Raw genomic sequence first — 15,388 nt, 5'->3', positions numbered from 1 at the left:
TGCCTCGTCCTCCGGGTGCGGCCGGGCCTGCTCGGGAATGCCGTCGATGCCGTCCGCCGTACGCGGCGCCTCGTTCTCCGAACGTGCGCCCTCGGCCGACAGCCCTCGTGTGCCGCGCTCTTCGTCCCGCACCGGCCCGTCCCCGTTCCTCACGTCGGCCCGGGTCCCGCGCCGCGCTGTTTGTAGAGGCTGATCGAAACGGTTTTGTCCTCGTCCACGGCGGAGGAGACCTTGCCCGCCAGAGCGGACAGCACGGTCCAGGCGAAGGTGTCCCGCGAGGGGGCGTGACCGTCCGTGGTCGGCGCCGAGACAGTGACTTCGAGCGAGTCGTCGACGAGGCGGAAGACACAACTGAGCACCGAGCCGGGCACGGCCTGCTGGAGCAGGATCGCGCAGGCCTCGTCCACTGCGATGCGCAGGTCCTCGATCTCGTCGAGGGTGAAGTCCAAACGGGCTGCGAGGCCGGCCGTCGCCGTACGCAGCACCGACAGGTAGGCACCCGCGGCCGGCAGCCGGACTTCCACGAAGTCCTGGGTCGCGGGCTCGCCTGCGATCTGGGACACCCTCACCTCCAAGGTGGTACAAGCGTTACAGGGCCGAGGGTCGCCCCTCGGGGTAACGCGACACGTGGTTCAGCGGTGACGTTATCGCGCTCCGAACTTTCCTGTCCCCGAGACCCCAACCCCTTGCTGTCACTCATAGTAAACACATGAACACGCACAGTGGCTAGGGGTTCGGCGGGCCCAAATCGGGAGAGCGCGCGCCGGGTTGACGTACCCAGGCACCGGACGGTCGAACCGTCCCCCGCGCGCAGTCGTACCGGGTCACACGAGCACGTGGTCCACGAAGCACCAGCGCCAGGTCTCCCCGGGCTCGAACGTCCGCATCACGGGGTGGCCGGTCTCCTTGTGGTGGCCCGTCGCGTGCTGCCGCGGCGAGGAGTCGCAGCAGCCGACGTGGCCGCAGGTGAGACACAGCCTCAGCTGCACCGGATCCGTCCCCTCGGCCAGACACTCCGGGCAGGTGTCGCCCAGGGGCTTCGGCTCGGGGTGCGGCAGCGCGTCGGCGTGCGTGCACTGTTTCATGATTGCCAGGTTACGTCGGGCGTGCGGGGGACCGCGCGGAGAAAAAGGGTGGGCGAGGACCATGGACGTGATGCCGCTGCTGTTGCTGGTGGCGGGCAGTGCCGCCGTCGCCGCGGCGGGCCGGCGCATCCCGGTGCCGGCACCGCTGCTGCTGGTCGCGGCAGGTCTGGCGGTCAGCTACGTGCCCGGGGTGCCCGACTACACCCTGGACCCGCACATCGTCCTGCCCCTGCTGCTGCCCCCGCTGCTGTACACGGCGGCCACCGACAGCTCCTACCTGGACCTGAGGGCCCAGCTGCGGCCGGTGGCGCTGCTGTCCGTGGGGTACGTGCTCTTCGCGACCTTCGTGGTCGGCTGCGCCGCCTATCTGATCGTGCCGGGGCTGCCGCTGACGGCCGCGCTGGTGCTCGGCGCGGTCGTGGCGCCGCCGGACGCGGTCGCGGCCACGGCGGTCGCGCGCCGGGTGGGGCTGCCGTCCCGGGTCACCACCATCCTCCAGGGCGAGTCCCTGGTGAACGACGCCACCGCGATCACCGCCTACAAGGTCGCCCTCGCGGCGGCGGTCGGCGAGGGCGCCACCTGGGCCGGCGGGATCGGCGAGTTCCTGATCGCCGCGGTCGGCGGTGTCGGCGTCGGGCTGGTGCTGATGGTGCCCATCCACTGGCTGCGCACCCATGTGAAGGAGGCGCTGCTGCAGAACACGCTCTCCCTGCTGATCCCGTTCGTCGCGTACGCGGCCGCCGAGCAGGTGCACGCCTCCGGGGTGCTGGCGGTGGTGGTCGTCGCGCTCTATCTCGGCCACCGCGCGTGGGAGGTCGATTTCGCCACCCGGCTCCAGGAGGAGGCGGTGTGGACGATGGTCGCCTTCGTCCTGGAGTCGGCCGTGTTCGCCCTGATCGGCCTCCAGCTGCCCGTGGTCCTCAAGGGCCTCGGCGCGTACCAGGGCGCCGACGCCGCCTGGTATGCGATCGCCGTCTTCCTCGTCGTCGCAGCGGCCCGCTTCGTCTGGGTGTACCCGGCGACCCTCCTGCCGCGGATGCTGTCGGCACGCATCCGCGCGCGCGAGGAGGACCCCGGCTGGAAGGGGCCGTTCGTGATCGGCTGGGCCGGGATGCGGGGCGTGGTCTCGCTGGCCATCGCCTTCTCCATCCCGCTCACCGTGCACGGCGGCGCTCCCTTCCCCGAGCGCAACCTCATCCTGTTCCTGACCTTCACCACGGTCATCGGCACCCTGGTCGTGCAGGGCGTCACCCTGCCGCCCCTGATCCGCCTGCTGAAGTTCCCCGCGCGCGACGTGCGGGCCGAGACGCTCGCGGAGGCCAACGCCCAGGCGCAGGCCTCCCGGGCCGCCGAACAGTGCCTGGACGACCTGCTCGCCGACGAGCGCAACGCCCTGCCCGGGCCCCTCGCCGACCGTCTGCGCACGGTCCTGGAGCGCCGCCGCAACGCCGTCTGGGAACGCCTCGGGCAGGCCAACCCCGTCACCGGCGAGACCGTCGACGACACCTACCGGCGGCTGTCCCGGGAGATGATCGGCGCCGAGCGCGAGGTGTTCGTCCGGCTGCGGGACGGCCGGTACATCGACGACGAGATGCTGCGGACGCTGCTGCGCCGCCTGGACCTGGAGGAGGCGGCGGCGTACCGGGAGGCGACGTAGGGCCGTCTGGCGGATCAGGGCGTTCTCACCGGCAGCCGGTCGGCGTCGGTGAGCGGCCGTGACGGGTGTCCCGCCCGCGAGCGCTGCCGGACGCGGCGGAGTCGGCGGAGTCGGCTGAGTCGCGACCGGCGGCAGCGGCACCGAGGGGTGCCGTCCGCACCCTTCGGGGGGCCGGGAGGGGCGAGCCCGCCGAGCAGGCGCACCACGAAGGCCGCGGCGAAGGCGGCGAACGACGAGATGACCTGGGCGTCCGGGAAGACACCTTGCCGTTGGTGGCCGCCGGGCTCAGGGGAAGGGGCGGCCGGTGATGACGGCCGCGAGGGTCGTGCCCCGGGGGAAGGCGCCCTCCTCGGTCAGCGTGAGCAGGCCGTGCAGCATCTTGGCGACGTAGACGCGCTCGACGGGCAGGCCGTGGCGGCGCTCGAAGTCCGCGGCGAACGTGTCGAGCCCGGGGGTGACGCGGGCGTAGCCGCCGCCGTGGAAGCGGTCGTCGAGGCTCCAGGTGCCGCGCGGCCCGCCGAACGCCTCCTGCTGGAGCCGCTGTACGTCCTCGGCCAGGAAGCCGCCCTTGAGTACGGGTATCCCGAGCGCCCGCCGGCCCCGGGGGAGTCCGGCCGCCAGCCCGGCGAGCGTGCCGCCCGTGCCGCAGGCGAGCGCGACGACGTCGGCGTGCCCGGCCAGCTCCTCGCCGAGCGCCCGGCAGCCGCGGACGGCCGCGGCGTTGCTCCCGCCCTCGGGGACGACGACCGCGTCCTCAGCGGCGCCCGCCGCGCGCAGCAGGGCCGCCAGGGTCTCCGGCTCGGTCTTGCGGCGGTACGCCGAGCGGTCCGCGAAGTGCAGCCGCATGCCGTCCGCCGCGCACCGGGCCAGGGAGGGGTTGAGCGGCCGCCCGGCCAGCTCCTGGCCCCGCACCACGCCGACCGTGGACAGCCCGAGCAGCCGGCCCGCGGCGGCCGTGGCGCGCAGGTGGTTGGAGTACGCGCCCCCGAAGGTGACGACGGTACGGCCGCGCGCCGTGGCGAGATTCGGCGCGAGTTTGCGCCATTTGTTGCCGACCAGGTCCGGGTGGATCAGGTCGTCGCGCTTCAGCAGCAGCCGCACCCCGCGCCGCTCGAACCGCTCGTCCACGGCCTCCTGCAACGGCGAGGGCAGCCGGGGGCGCAGGGTGGCGAGGCCGGCGGGGCCGGAGGGATCGACGGGGTCGAAGGGGCTGGTCACCCCGTCATTGTCACGCCGCCCGGCGCGCGGTGTCCGCGGTGGGCGTCCGCGGTCACTTCAGCCGGTCCCGGATCCGCGCCCGCATCGACGCCATCGTGAATCCCCGCGGGTCGACCTTGCCCGGCTGCCACTCCAGGTGGCCGATGACGGAACGTTCCGTCCACCCGTGGTGGCGGCAGACCGCGGCGGCGGCCTTCTCGATCGCCTCCAGCTGAGCCGCCGGCCAGGGGTCCTCGCCGTCGCCGAGGTTCTCGCACTCGAAGCCGTAGAAGTGCCGGTTGCCGTCGGTGTTCGCCTCGTTGTCCCGGGGCAGCGCCTTCTCCGCGATCACCGCGCGCAGGACGTCGTCGTCGCCGAGCCCGGCGTGGTTGGCCCGGCCGTAGCCGACGAGATGGATCCTGCCGTCCTTGGTGATGACGCCGTGGCACAGCGGTCCGGGCAGCGCCTCGTAGCCCTTGCGGCAGATGTCCACGGTCCGCGCGCTGCCCTTGGTGACCGTGTGGTGGATCATCACGCCGTTGACGGGGCCCCACGGGCCCTTGTGGTTGCGGTTGTGGTGCCGCCAGTCGCCGACCTCGACGACGGTGAGACCCTCCGCCTTCAGGGCCTTGAGGAAACTGCCCGCGGACATGGGTGAGGCCATGGCCGACTCCCTTACGCTGCGCGACGACCGCCGGGCGCGACCGCCTCGTACGGAGCTTCTACCGAAACGGAGCGGTCCCTATGACTTGTTCGGGCCGTGTGCGAGCCGATTCGGACAACCTCGCCCCGGGGCGGCGGCGCGGTCCGGCCACCCGCGGCCGCGCGGGCCCCTCTTCATGCCCCGGCGGATCGTGATCCATTCCCGCTCTTTCGGGTAATAGCACCGCCACGCTCCGTGAGGAAGGCTGGTCCACGCACATCGATGCCGGACGCAGGCGTCCGGTATGACCGGGAGGGCAATTCCTTATGTCGGTAGGCGAAGAGATCCGCACCGAGCAGACCAGGCCGCAGCAGAGCCTCGGCACGGCGGCCGCGCGGAACCTGGCCACCACGACCAAGTCCGTACCTCAGATGCAGGAGATCAGCTCGCGCTGGCTGCTGCGCACGCTCCCCTGGGTGGACATCCAGGGCGGCACGTACCGGGTGAACCGGCGCATGACCTTCGCCGTCGGGGACGGCCGGGTGACGTTCGTGAAGACCGGCGACCGCGTCGAGGTCATCCCCGCCGAGCTGGGCGAACTGCCGGCCCTGCGCTCGTACGAGGACGAGGAGGTCCTGTCGGAGCTGGCCCGGCGCTGCGAGCAGCGCGAGTTCGGCCCGGGCGAGGTGATCGCGTCGTTCGGCGGCCAGGCCGACGAGGTCTACCTGCTGGCGCACGGCAAGGTCGAGAAGATCGGCACCGGGCCGTACGGCGACGACGCCGTCCTCGGAGTCCTCGCCGACGGCGCCTACTTCGGCGACCAGGCACTGCTCGACGGGGACGCCATCTGGGAGTACACCGCCCGTACGGTCACCGCCTGCACGGTCCTCGTGCTGCCCCGCCAGGACGTGGAGCAGGTCGCTGAGCGCGCGGACACCCTGCGCGAGCACCTCCAGCAGCAGCGCTCCATCCCGCAGCAGCGCACCAACAAGCACGGCGAGAAGGCCATCGACCTCGCCGCCGGCCACAGCGGCGAGCCGGACATCCCGCACACCTTCGTCGACTACGAGGCGCGGCCCCGCGAGTACGAACTGAGCGTCGTCCAGACCGTGCTGCGCATCCACTCGCGCGTGGCCGACCTCTACAACCAGCCGATGAACCAGACGGAGCAGCAGATCCGCCTGACCGTCGAGGCGTTGAAGGAGCGCCAGGAGCACGAGCTCGTCAACAACCGCGAGTTCGGCCTCCTGCACAACTGCGAGTACGACCAGCGGATCCAGCCGCACGACGGCGTGCCAGGACCGGACGACCTGGACGAGCTGCTCAGCCGCCGGCGCGGCACCAAGCTGCTGCTCGCCCACCCGCGGGCGATCGCCGCCATCGGACGTGAGCTCAACAAGCGCGGACTGGTGCCCGAGACGATCGACATCGCCGGCAACCGCATCCCGACCTGGCGCGGTGTGCCCATCTACCCCTGCAACAAGATCCCGGTCAGCGAGGCCCGTACGACCTCGATCATCGCGATGCGTACCGGTGAGGCGGACCAGGGCGTCATCGGCCTGCGGGCCACCGGCATCCCGGACGAGATCGAGCCGAGTCTGTCGGTGCGGTTCATGGGCATCAACGAACAGGCCATCATCAAGTACCTGGTCACGGCCTACTACTCGGCCGCCGTCCTCGTGCCCGACGCGCTCGGCGTCATGGAGAACGTCGAGATCGGCCGCTGGCGGTGACGCCCGGCTCCCGAACGCCGTGTCCCCGCCCGCCCGGGCGGGTACACCCCGGGGGTACGGAGACGGACGCGTGGGGGAGGTGAGCCGATGACGGAGGCAGCGCACGGCGCCGCCGAGGCACCTCGCCCCACCGGAACCCTGGAACGGCACGGGACCATCGGCGGGCAGCGCGACAGAGAACCCGGCGCGGCGCCCGCGGCCGAGGGGCACGAGGCGGCGGAGCTCCTGCGCCGCTCCCGGGCCTCGGTCGATCCCGAACTGCGGTCCGCCGTCGCCTCGCTCCCCGCCGCCATGCGCCGGGTCGCGCTCTATCACTTCGGCTGGCAGCACGCGGACGGCACCCCCGCCTCCGGGAACGCGGGCAAGGCGATCCGCCCCGCCCTCGTCCTCGCCTCGGCCGCCGCGCTCGGCGGGGCCGGGGCCCGGGCGGCGGCGGTGCGGGCGGCCGCGGCGGTGGAACTGGTCCACAACTTCACGTTGCTGCACGACGACGTGATGGACCGGGACGCCACCCGCCGCCACCGGCCGACCGCCTGGACCGTGTTCGGCGACGCCGACGCGATCCTTGCGGGGGACGCTCTCCAGGCGCTGGCCCTGCGGCTGCTCGCGACGGACCCGCATCCGGCGGCCGCCGCGGCGGCCACCCGGCTGGCGGACTGCGTCGTGGAGCTGTGCGAGGGGCAGCAGGCCGACACCGCCATGGAGCGGCGCGACCCGCACGAGGTCACCCTCGGCGAGACGCTCGCGATGGCCGAGGCGAAGACCGGCGCGCTGCTGGGGTGCGCCTGCGCCCTCGGTGCGTTGTACGCCGGAGCGGCCGACGAGGACGTCCGGGCGATGGACGCCTTCGGCCGCGAGGCCGGCCTGGCGTTCCAGCTCATCGACGACGTCATCGGCATATGGGGCGACCCGGCCCGCACCGGGAAACCGGCCGGCGCGGACCTGGCCGCCCGCAAGAAGTCGCTGCCGGTGGTCGCCGCCCTCGCCGCCGGCACCCCGGAGGCAGCCGCACTCGCCGAGCTGTACGCGGCACCGTACGCGGAGGACAAGGAGGACCTGGAGCGCACGGCACTGGCCGTGGAGCGGGCCGGCGGCCGGGACTGGGCGCAGGCCCAGGCGGCCGACCGGATGGCGCGGGCCATGCAGGAGCTCGCCCGCGCGGTGCCCGAACCGGAGGCGGCGGGCGGTCTGCTCGCGCTGGCCGAGTTCGTGACCCGGCGCAGCACCTGACGGCCACGGCCGCGCAAGACCCCGGAGCCCGACAGGGCCGTTCGGCATCTGATGCCCTACGACCGCACCGCCGAGGGCTCCGGCAGGCGGGTCCCGCACTTCCCCACGGTGTGCGGGGCCCGCCACCTGTCGTTAAGCTCAACGGCCGTACGTACGGGCGCTGTTGAGGTGAAGGGGCGGGCGGGGCATGGGTGTGGCGATACGGACGGCGGGCGAGGGCGACCGGGAGCTGGTCGTGCGGCTGCTGGACGAGGCGTTCCAGGACGACCCGGTGAGCAGGTGGGTCTTCCCCGGCGAGGAGTACCGCCGCAGGACCCACCACCGGCTCATGGCCGCCTTCACCGACGCCGTGCTCGCGGACGGGTGGATCGACCTCACGGAGGACGGCGCGGCCTGCGCGCTGTGGCTGTCCGTGCCCGGGGAAGCCCACGATGAGGAGGGCGACGACGGGCCTGCCGCGGTGCGCGAGGCGGTGGACCCGGACAACGAGCGCGTCGAGCAGATAGCCAGACTCACGGAGGGCATCCACCCAGCGGGCCGCGCCCACGTGTACCTGTGGATGATCGGCGTGGCCCCGGGACGGCAGGGCGAGGGCCTGGGCACCGCGCTCATCGAGCAGGTCCTCGACTGCTGCGACCGCGAGGGCCTGCCGGCCTATCTGGAGGCGAGCAGCGCCCGCAGCCGGGGCCTGTACGAACGCCTCGGCTTCGCGTTCACCGGCTGCGCCCTGGACCTGCCGGACGGCCCCCGAATGTGGCCCATGTGGCGCGAGCCGCAGCAGGGGGCACGGCAGGGGACGCTCTAGTTCTCCGGTACCACCGTCGCCACGATCCGCTCCACCAGGGCGTCCGGGACGTCCACCGCGGGCAGGACGCCGTTCAGGACGTCCGGCAGGGTCAGGTGCTCCAGGATCAGCCCGAGCATCGCGAGATAGAGCACGACGACGGTCTCGTCACCGCCGGGCAGCCCCGCCGAGCGGTGGAACTCCATGCCCTCCTCCAGGTCGCCCCGCACCGACCGGGTGTAGGAGGCGAGCAGTTCGGGACGCCGGGTGGCCTCCAGCCGCATCTCCAGCAGCGCCAGATAGCCGGTGCGGTCACGGGTCGCGCGGCCCATCAGGTCGTGCATGAAGGCGGTGACCAGGGCGCGGTCCTTCGGCCTGGTCAGCAGGTCCGCCACCACCTCGGGATCGGGCGCGAGCCGCTGGTGCAGCCAGGCGTCGATCTGCCGCAGCAGGTCGTCGCGGCCGGTGAAGTAGTTGGACGCGGTGCCCACGGGCACGCCCGCCTCGGTGTCCACCGCACGGAACGTCAGCCCGCGCGCCCCCTCGCGGGCGAGCACCTCCACGCCCGCGTCGACCAGTGCGGCACGCCGCTCCGGATTGCTGACCATGCGGAACCCTTCCTCCCACTTGCCCCTTCGGATGTACGCCTCAGGAACACCCTTGCAACCACTACACCTGAAGCACTATAACTGAAGTAGTCGCTCCGGGGCTCACACGCCACCGGCATCCCACCGAAGGAAAGAGACCACTTGCGCAAGCTCACGTACTTCATCGCCTGCTCGATCGACGGCTTCATCGGCGGCCCGGACGGCGACGCGTCCTTCATGTACCGGTTCGTCGATCAGGAGTTCATCGAGTTCCTGAAGGCGGAGTACCCGGAGACGATGGCGACCCAGGGGCGCCGGGCCCTCGGCCTCGACGACCTGCCGAACAAGCGGTTCGACACGGTCGTCCAGGGGAGGGCCAGCTACGACCTGGCCCTGAAGGAGGGCATCACCAGCCCGTACGCCCATCTGCGTGAGTACGTCGCCTCGCGCACGCTCGACCCGTCACCCGACCCGAACGTCGAGATCATCGCGTCGGACCTGGTCGGCAGGGTCCGCGCGCTGAAGGCGGAGGAGAGCCCCCTCGGCATCTACCTGTGCGGCGGCTCCGCGGTCGCCGGCGAGCTGATCGACGAGGTCGACGAGCTGGTCATCAAGACGTACCCCGTCCTGCTCGGCACCGGCATGCCGATGTTCACCACCGGCTTCGACGTCTCCGACTTCGTACCGGACGCGGACGCGGTACGGGTGTTCGGCAACGGCGTCGTGGTGCGGACGTACAACAGGAAGCGCTGACCCACCGCCCGGCACCGCACGCCAAAGGACCCGACCACACGAGCGGCCGGGCCCTTCGGACTGTCCGTGGGGCTGCGATGGCGCACCGATCGCGGGCGCCCGGAGACACTGACCTGGGGTCAGGCCTTCTTGGTCTCCAAGTAACGGGTCAGGTCGGCGACCTGCGGTGATCTCCCCTGCGGGCCGCTGACCTGGCCTTTCGCTGATGGCTGGCAATGGGGTGCGACAGTCGTAATCGGGTGTCCTGCGGACTCTGTGCGGACCGGGATGATCCCGCACTACACACCGTCGATACTGCTCAACCGAACGGAGCGCTCGCCATCAGTCGATCCCGGCAACTCCGTCCGCTGCCGCGATCTGTTTGAGTCGTGCTTGTGACGGAATTACAGCATCAGGACGTTGCGTCGGAGGCGTGCCAAAGAATGCTTCGAAAATTAGATCGAATTCACACTCGGATCGGTCCTTGAAGACGGGCAGGCCACGAATGTCGTCCGCAGTTACATAGCGCTCACAGAAGTGGCGAGCTCTAACATTCTTGTTGTTCGACTCATTGGGTTCGAGCGGCGGGTAGTACGCCTCGATGGTTCCCAGTTCCCAAACGTAGATGTCCTCCTGTCGAAGCATCTCCAAGAGCCTCAGCTTTTCCTCCTTCAACTGGCCATCCTTCGCCTCCGCGAGGATTCTTCGTGCTGTGCCGGACGCCGGACGGTCGAAGAAGGCGGAGACGGCTCCGTCAAGCTCTTCCCAGTCACACAGGCCCTCTGCATACGCCTGTCGTTTAACTTGCGCCTGCTGCCAAAGCTCTCGAGCAGAACCGCTGGTACGCAGCCCCTTAAGGCTTCGGCTCGATACCTCGACGTCCTCCTCTTCCGTCAGTCTCTGGACCGTAGAAATGATCTGATCGCGGAGCTTGCAGCACTCCTTGCTGGCTCCTAGTTTATCGAATCCGTCAATAAGAGCGTCCAGGTCGGCGAGGACTGCAACCCTCATCTCGAAGCGGCTAAAGAAATCTCGGTATCGTGCGATACTGCCCTTGCCTTCTACCCTCGCGATGGTCGCTCCGTTCTTTTCGAAATCCCACCGAGGGCTCAGAGTTCGTGAAATGTGAGTGACTAGGGCCTGGTCGCTCGGGCCTTCTACGAGCAACACAGAACTGGCGAAGAAGGCGGCTTCGTTGTTTTCATAGGTGATGATCTCGAACTGATCGCGGGCATCCATTTCCGACAAGTCGATGACGCATGTTCGACTGGTCGGAGGATTCATTGTATGGTCTTTCACCACCTTGACAAACGTTCCAGTGGCTCCCGGTGCATAGAAGGCAGAAGAGTGTGTGCTCACCAGTACGTCGTTGTACTCAGAGAAGAAGGTCAGGGCTTCGAAAAGCTTGCGCTGAGCCTGCGGGTGAAGGAATACCTCCGGCTCCTCAAACAGCAGCAGGCATGGCTGCTGTGCACTGTCAGCTGTGGACGGCCTGGCAATCTTGAGATCCACATATGCTCGCAAGATAGCGAACGCCACCGACCTTCGAAGGCCATCACCTTTGGTCTTGAAGGGGCCGGAAATTCCGTCATCTACAGCGATCTGTGCTTCTTCGAGCAGACTACGCAAGCGAGGCGGAGGGATCTCCAGGCGTACGCGCGCGCGGGGGAAGGACTCCTGAAGATTGCGCTGGATGTGCGCTTCAATCTGGCGCACCTCCGGAAGTCGTTCATCCGACTCCTTCCCGTCCTCGTCCGTCACGACGTTTAGCTGGTTGCGCAGCTGGTCGAAGGAAGCTTCAAGGGCAGGTAGTTGATCCCCAATGTCCTCGAATAGGATAGAAAGAAGTCGCCCGAAAGTGGCCGTAGAGGTTGTCTTCACTTCTTCATTAAGTTCTTTCACTGCCGGAATGTAGATGGGCTCGGGCAGGAGAGCAGCTACCGACTTGTCCAGACCTGTAGGCAGGGGCTCATCTCCAATGACCAGTTCGTCGGGCGACAGGCTTGCAACGATTTCAGCCCAAGACTTTCTGACCGCTGTGCGAACGATCCTGCCTGTCGGCAATTCTGCGTAAATATTCGGGAAACTGACCCTGATGGCTTCTCGGAGCTCCGCTTCGCTCTTGATCTTCAAGATTTCATCGAGGGCCTTTTGGTGGTATCTGCCGTCCTTCGGTACTTTCTTGACCAAGCGCATTACCCCTTTTCCGGGACTCGCGTAGATTCGAGCAAGCGAGAGTTGTCCGTTATGGATCTCAGGCTCGATGCGGGCTCGGTGACCTTCTTCCAGGCGCAGCAAGTCGACGTCTCTGATGCCGCCGAAAGTGAGCTGAATTCGCACAGGTTGAGCCAGGGACAAGAAATCCGTTTCGGTCGTCGAGCCCGACCTCAGGAACAAGTTAAGAGCCTGGAACACCGAAGATTTTCCGGCATTGTTCTCGCCGATGAGGCAGCCAAATTGCGAGAAGGGCATGTCTACTTGCCCCAAGCCGCGAAAGTTGTTAATCCGGATGTGTTCGAGGCGCATGGTGCTCCAGAGGAAGTTCAAGGCGTGTGAACATCCTAGGGTGCGGAGTGACCGGTGTGCCGACGTTTCATGACAAGAGGTCAGTTAGCCACCCTCGGACCTGATTTCAGTCTGGAGCTGCGGCAAGCGTTGGCGAGCGGTCGGCCGCAGCCGCCAGGGTCCGAGAGCCGTGTGGTTGATCAAACTTCCGCCGGCGCGAGGGGCGGACTACTCCTTGCGAGCGGGGTCAGCGCGTGTCGCCCCAGCCGTTGAGGGAGACTTCCGCACCTTGCGCAAGGTACTGGCGAAGGGCGCTTGCGGTGGTGTCCACGAAGCTTTTGGGGAGGGTGTCGGCGTCGACCCAGCCGACCTGGGCGTGCTTGACCGGTTCACGGTTCTCGGGTTCGCCAGTCCATTCGTGGGCCGCGAAGACGACCGTGAGGAAGCCGTTGGGGGCCTCGACGCCCCAGGCTCCGTGGATGATGTGGGCGACCTTGAGGGAGTCGGGCTTCACGGTGAGGCCCGTCTCCTCGTAGAGCTCGCGGACTGCGGTTTCCGTGATGGGCTCGCCCGGTTCGCTCTTGCCGACGGGGAGGTCCCACATTCCCTGGGCGAACTTCGCGTTCTCGCTGCGCTGGAGAAGGACCACGCGGTTGGTGGCCTTGTCGTGAACGATGACGGCGGCGACCAGCAGGGTCATCGATTTGAGCGCCGGCTTGAGGGCCTTCGGATGGTCGTCGGACTGCTGGACCACTGAGTTCCCTTCGCCGGACGGATTGTCGGGCATGTGAGGGCGATGGCCTCGTCGACACTGGCTTGGACGGCGAGGCTGCCGCCGAGGTTCTGATGGCCAGCGATGGGGCGCGGCGGTCTTGATCGATTTGCGCTTCGGACTGCCGCGCGGCGTTCCGCCGCTGGAGTGACGAGGGGCCTACTGCCGGAGCGGGGTGTTCGTCCAGAAGGAGTGGGCCTTCTTCAGGAGCACCTCGGCCGCGTCGCCGTAGGATGCCGCACTGCTCAGCGCGGTGAAGGCTTTGTTGTAGAGGTCGAGTTCGCTCTGTTCCGTGATGTCCACGGAGGAGGAGACGAGTTCGACGTGGGCCCGGTCGCTGTCGCCGTAGATGTTGAACGCGTGGACGGGGAACAGGTCCACCCGTGCGGTGGAGGGAAGGATCCCGAGGGTGAGCGAGGCCAGGCCGAGCTCTCGCAGGAGGCGCTCGATCTGTTCTCGCATGACCTCGGGCCCACCGATGTTCGTGTAGAGCGCCTGCTCCCCGAGGACGACGTCGTAGTGGTGCTCGCCGTCGTAGAGCACGCGCTGTCGCTGCATGCGCTTGGCGACGCCTGCTGGCACGTCGTTCGGGATGCCGAGGAAGTCGACGACCTGGCCGAGGATTACGGTGGCGTACGCCTCGGTCTGGAGGGTGCCCCAGATCATCGTGGGCACGTATGCCTTGCCCTCGCGCGTGCTCTGGTACCAGCGCACCACGTCGTCCTGAGTCGCTTCCGTACCGGTGGACAGACGATCCGTCCAGGGAACTGAACTGGTCACCGCGCCCCCTCCTGAGTGGTGCCGTCGGGGCGGCCTCGATGGGCCTTGCCGTTCCGGTCGAGGATGGCCCCGAGTGTCCGATCTTGTAAGAGCGGGAATCGGTCAGTCCATGCGCTTCATCTCGATGGCGAGGGCTCCGAGGGCTTCCTTCTCGGGGCCGTAGATCGTGCGGATGTTGGCAAGCTGCTGGTCGCGGGTGGCAGTCGGGTTGACGTTGGACGGGCCTTCGCCGTCGAGGAGGGCTTCGAAGTCGGGGTACTCGGTGACGCGGAGGACCTGGACGTCGCAGGTCTCGTCGGTGTCCTTGATGCGGAAGCGGATGGTGTCGCCGGCGGCGAGGTTCGCGAGGTGCGGGTACTTGACCCGCACCTCGATGGTCTTGGTGCCTGCGGCGACGAGCTCGAAGTACTGGCGGTAGAGGTTGAGCTCGCGGACGCGGGCGGTGCGGTCGGTCATCGGGAGGGAACGCTCCTGGTGGACGGTGCGATGATCATGCGGCCGATCTCGGCGGCCGAGTACGAGCGGAAGAAGTGGCGGGGGTCGGAGAGCAAGGTCTCGGCCATGGCGAGCAGCTGGTCGGCGTACTCGGTGACGGTGCCGGGCCACTGCCGGGTGCCGAGCATCCAAGGGGCAGCGCCTTCGGGCAAGGGGGCACGGCCTTCTCGTACGAGGGATTTCGACAGCTTGGCGCCGGTGTCGGTGACGACCTGGGGGCAGAACAGGCGGGCCGGGAGCTGGGTGCGCTTGAGGCCCACGGCCTGGAGGGCCTCGTCGACGAGGTGGGAGCCGAAGACCCAGTCGCCGCCCTTGACCATGACGTGGAGCGTGCTGTTGGGACTCGTCAGGGCGAGTTCCTTGACCAGGTTGCGGTACAGGGTGGCCAGGTCCAGGTACGCGCCGGCGGTGGGCGTGATCGGGGCCTCGTACGGGCCGTGGTGGATGCAGACGGCGGAGACCACCGCCGACTCGGGCCCGGTGAGGCGGACGCGGGTGCGTTCGGCGTGCTTCTCAGCCCAGCCACAGCCGGGGTGAGGGCAGGGGATGCGGAGGTGAGGAGTGCCGGTGGATGGGGCGAGCCACCAGCGGGCGGCGTCAACGCGGGGGAGCAGGCGGAGCCAGGCGCGACGGTAGTGCTCGCCGGCCTGCTGCTGGGTGTACGTCTCGATGTGGTGCGGGATGCCCAGGCACCTGGACAGCGCGGTGAAGAGGGGCTGGTAGAGGGCGGTGACGAGGTCGAGCAGGGCCTGCTCGCCGAGGGCCTGGGCGTAGGCGCGCTGGTAGCGGTTGCCGCTGGCCGGGTCGGTGGCCAGCTCGTACGGGGCGTTGTCGAGGGCGCTGAAGAGCACCTCCGTGGGGAGACCGAAGCGGTCGCGCAGGCGGGCGGCCATGGCGAAGGCCAGGGACTGCACGAGCGAGGTGCCGATGTGCGGGACGCCGTTGATCTGGGTACCGACGACCAGCACGATCCGCTCGGGCGGGGTAGCCAGGATGCGCGGGGTCAGGACGTCCTCGGCGTGGTGGAGGGCGTTGGCGAGAACAGTGTTCGGCGAGACGGGGTGCGTGGTCACGAGGTGTCTCCCTGGAGGCCGGCGGTGTGGGGCGGCAGGGGAGCGGCCCCGTTCTTGGCACGATCGAATGCGGCCCAGACGCACTTTCCGGGGCCCGTCCTCTCCTTCACGCCCC

At 69.0% G+C, this 15,388-nt stretch carries 15 protein-coding genes and 1 pseudogene; 5 read left to right on the top strand and 11 right to left on the bottom strand.

Annotation, left to right across the window (positions count from 1 at the left end; translation table 11 throughout):
* The 3 genes and pseudogenes from GTW67_RS38440 to GTW67_RS02895 form a co-directional block, all read right to left on the bottom strand.
* Positions 1-153: pseudogene (locus tag GTW67_RS38440) on the bottom strand (RNA polymerase subunit sigma-70); the annotation flags it as partial.
* On the bottom strand, positions 150-563 hold the full coding sequence (locus GTW67_RS02900; protein ID WP_003973726.1) for an ATP-binding protein: 414 nt from the start codon (positions 561-563) through the stop codon (positions 150-152). The gene GTW67_RS02900 and the pseudogene GTW67_RS38440, both read right to left, overlap by 4 nt.
* A 261-nt stretch (positions 564-824) precedes the next feature.
* Positions 825-1,085 (bottom strand): UBP-type zinc finger domain-containing protein, encoded by a 261-nt coding sequence (locus GTW67_RS02895; protein ID WP_161163218.1) that lies wholly within the window; start codon positions 1,083-1,085, stop codon positions 825-827.
* 61 nt (positions 1,086-1,146) lie between these two features.
* Between GTW67_RS02895 and GTW67_RS02890 the strand changes: the two genes are divergently transcribed.
* The gene (locus GTW67_RS02890) at positions 1,147-2,742 is read left to right on the top strand and encodes a Na+/H+ antiporter (RefSeq protein ID WP_161163217.1); all 1,596 of its coding nucleotides are present in this window, start codon (positions 1,147-1,149) and stop codon (positions 2,740-2,742) included.
* A 285-nt stretch (positions 2,743-3,027) separates the two neighbouring features.
* Here the strand turns inward: GTW67_RS02890 and GTW67_RS02885 are convergent, their stop codons facing one another.
* Positions 3,028-3,960, bottom strand: coding sequence for a pyridoxal-phosphate dependent enzyme (locus GTW67_RS02885; RefSeq protein WP_161163216.1), 933 nt, complete (start codon positions 3,958-3,960; stop codon positions 3,028-3,030).
* A 52-nt stretch (positions 3,961-4,012) separates the two neighbouring features.
* A complete protein-coding gene (locus GTW67_RS02880) occupies positions 4,013-4,603 on the bottom strand; it encodes an N-acetylmuramoyl-L-alanine amidase (protein WP_161163215.1) in 591 nt (196 codons plus the stop codon).
* Positions 4,604-4,908: 305 nt separating this feature from the next.
* On the opposite strand from GTW67_RS02880, the gene GTW67_RS02875 reads away from it, so the two are divergent.
* The 3 genes from GTW67_RS02875 (at position 4,909) to GTW67_RS02865 (ending at position 8,350) form a co-directional block, all read left to right on the top strand.
* On the top strand, positions 4,909-6,315 hold the full coding sequence (locus tag GTW67_RS02875; protein ID WP_161163214.1) for a family 2B encapsulin nanocompartment shell protein: 1,407 nt from the start codon (positions 4,909-4,911) through the stop codon (positions 6,313-6,315).
* 87 nt (positions 6,316-6,402) lie between these two features.
* Positions 6,403-7,545, top strand: coding sequence for a family 2 encapsulin nanocompartment cargo protein polyprenyl transferase (locus tag GTW67_RS02870; protein WP_161163213.1), 1,143 nt, complete (start codon positions 6,403-6,405; stop codon positions 7,543-7,545).
* A 187-nt stretch (positions 7,546-7,732) separates the two neighbouring features.
* Positions 7,733-8,350, top strand: a complete 618-nt coding sequence (locus GTW67_RS02865; protein ID WP_161163212.1) for a GNAT family N-acetyltransferase — start codon at positions 7,733-7,735, stop codon at positions 8,348-8,350.
* On the opposite strand, the gene GTW67_RS02860 is transcribed toward GTW67_RS02865, so the two are convergent.
* Complete coding sequence (locus GTW67_RS02860) at positions 8,347-8,937, bottom strand: TetR/AcrR family transcriptional regulator (RefSeq protein WP_161163211.1); 591 nt, start codon at positions 8,935-8,937, stop codon at positions 8,347-8,349. The genes GTW67_RS02865 and GTW67_RS02860 overlap by 4 nt on opposite strands.
* A 141-nt stretch (positions 8,938-9,078) precedes the next feature.
* On the opposite strand from GTW67_RS02860, the gene GTW67_RS02855 reads away from it, so the two are divergent.
* Complete coding sequence (locus GTW67_RS02855) at positions 9,079-9,669, top strand: dihydrofolate reductase family protein (RefSeq protein ID WP_161163210.1); 591 nt, start codon at positions 9,079-9,081, stop codon at positions 9,667-9,669.
* 321 nt (positions 9,670-9,990) lie between these two features.
* Here GTW67_RS02855 and GTW67_RS02850 read toward each other — a convergent pair whose 3' ends face one another.
* From GTW67_RS02850 to GTW67_RS02830, 5 genes are all read right to left on the bottom strand, one after another.
* A complete protein-coding gene (locus GTW67_RS02850; protein WP_161163209.1) occupies positions 9,991-12,195 on the bottom strand; it encodes an ATP-dependent nuclease in 2,205 nt (734 codons plus the stop codon).
* Between the two features lie 205 nt (positions 12,196-12,400).
* A complete protein-coding gene (locus GTW67_RS02845) occupies positions 12,401-12,940 on the bottom strand; it encodes an NUDIX domain-containing protein (RefSeq protein WP_161163208.1) in 540 nt (179 codons plus the stop codon).
* Between the two features lie 144 nt (positions 12,941-13,084).
* Positions 13,085-13,705: a Scr1 family TA system antitoxin-like transcriptional regulator gene (locus tag GTW67_RS02840; RefSeq protein WP_161163207.1), complete on the bottom strand. Its 621-nt coding sequence runs from the start codon at positions 13,703-13,705 to the stop codon at positions 13,085-13,087.
* A gap of 102 nt (positions 13,706-13,807) precedes the next feature.
* Positions 13,808-14,161 carry an ASCH domain-containing protein gene (locus GTW67_RS02835; protein WP_161163206.1) on the bottom strand — a complete coding sequence of 118 codons (354 nt, stop codon included), beginning with the start codon at positions 14,159-14,161 and terminating at the stop codon, positions 13,808-13,810.
* Positions 14,158-15,273 (bottom strand): hypothetical protein, encoded by a 1,116-nt coding sequence (locus tag GTW67_RS02830; protein WP_161163205.1) that lies wholly within the window; start codon positions 15,271-15,273, stop codon positions 14,158-14,160. Before GTW67_RS02830 ends, GTW67_RS02835 begins: the two co-directional genes overlap by 4 nt.
* Positions 15,274-15,388 lie beyond the last annotated feature (115 nt).

The sequence above is a fragment of the Streptomyces sp. SID5910 genome (assembly GCF_009862125.1).
Taxonomy (GTDB): domain Bacteria; phylum Actinomycetota; class Actinomycetes; order Streptomycetales; family Streptomycetaceae; genus Streptomyces.
The sequence above is the reverse complement of the archived record's forward strand: the minus strand, read 5'-3'. Positions and strand labels throughout refer to the sequence as shown.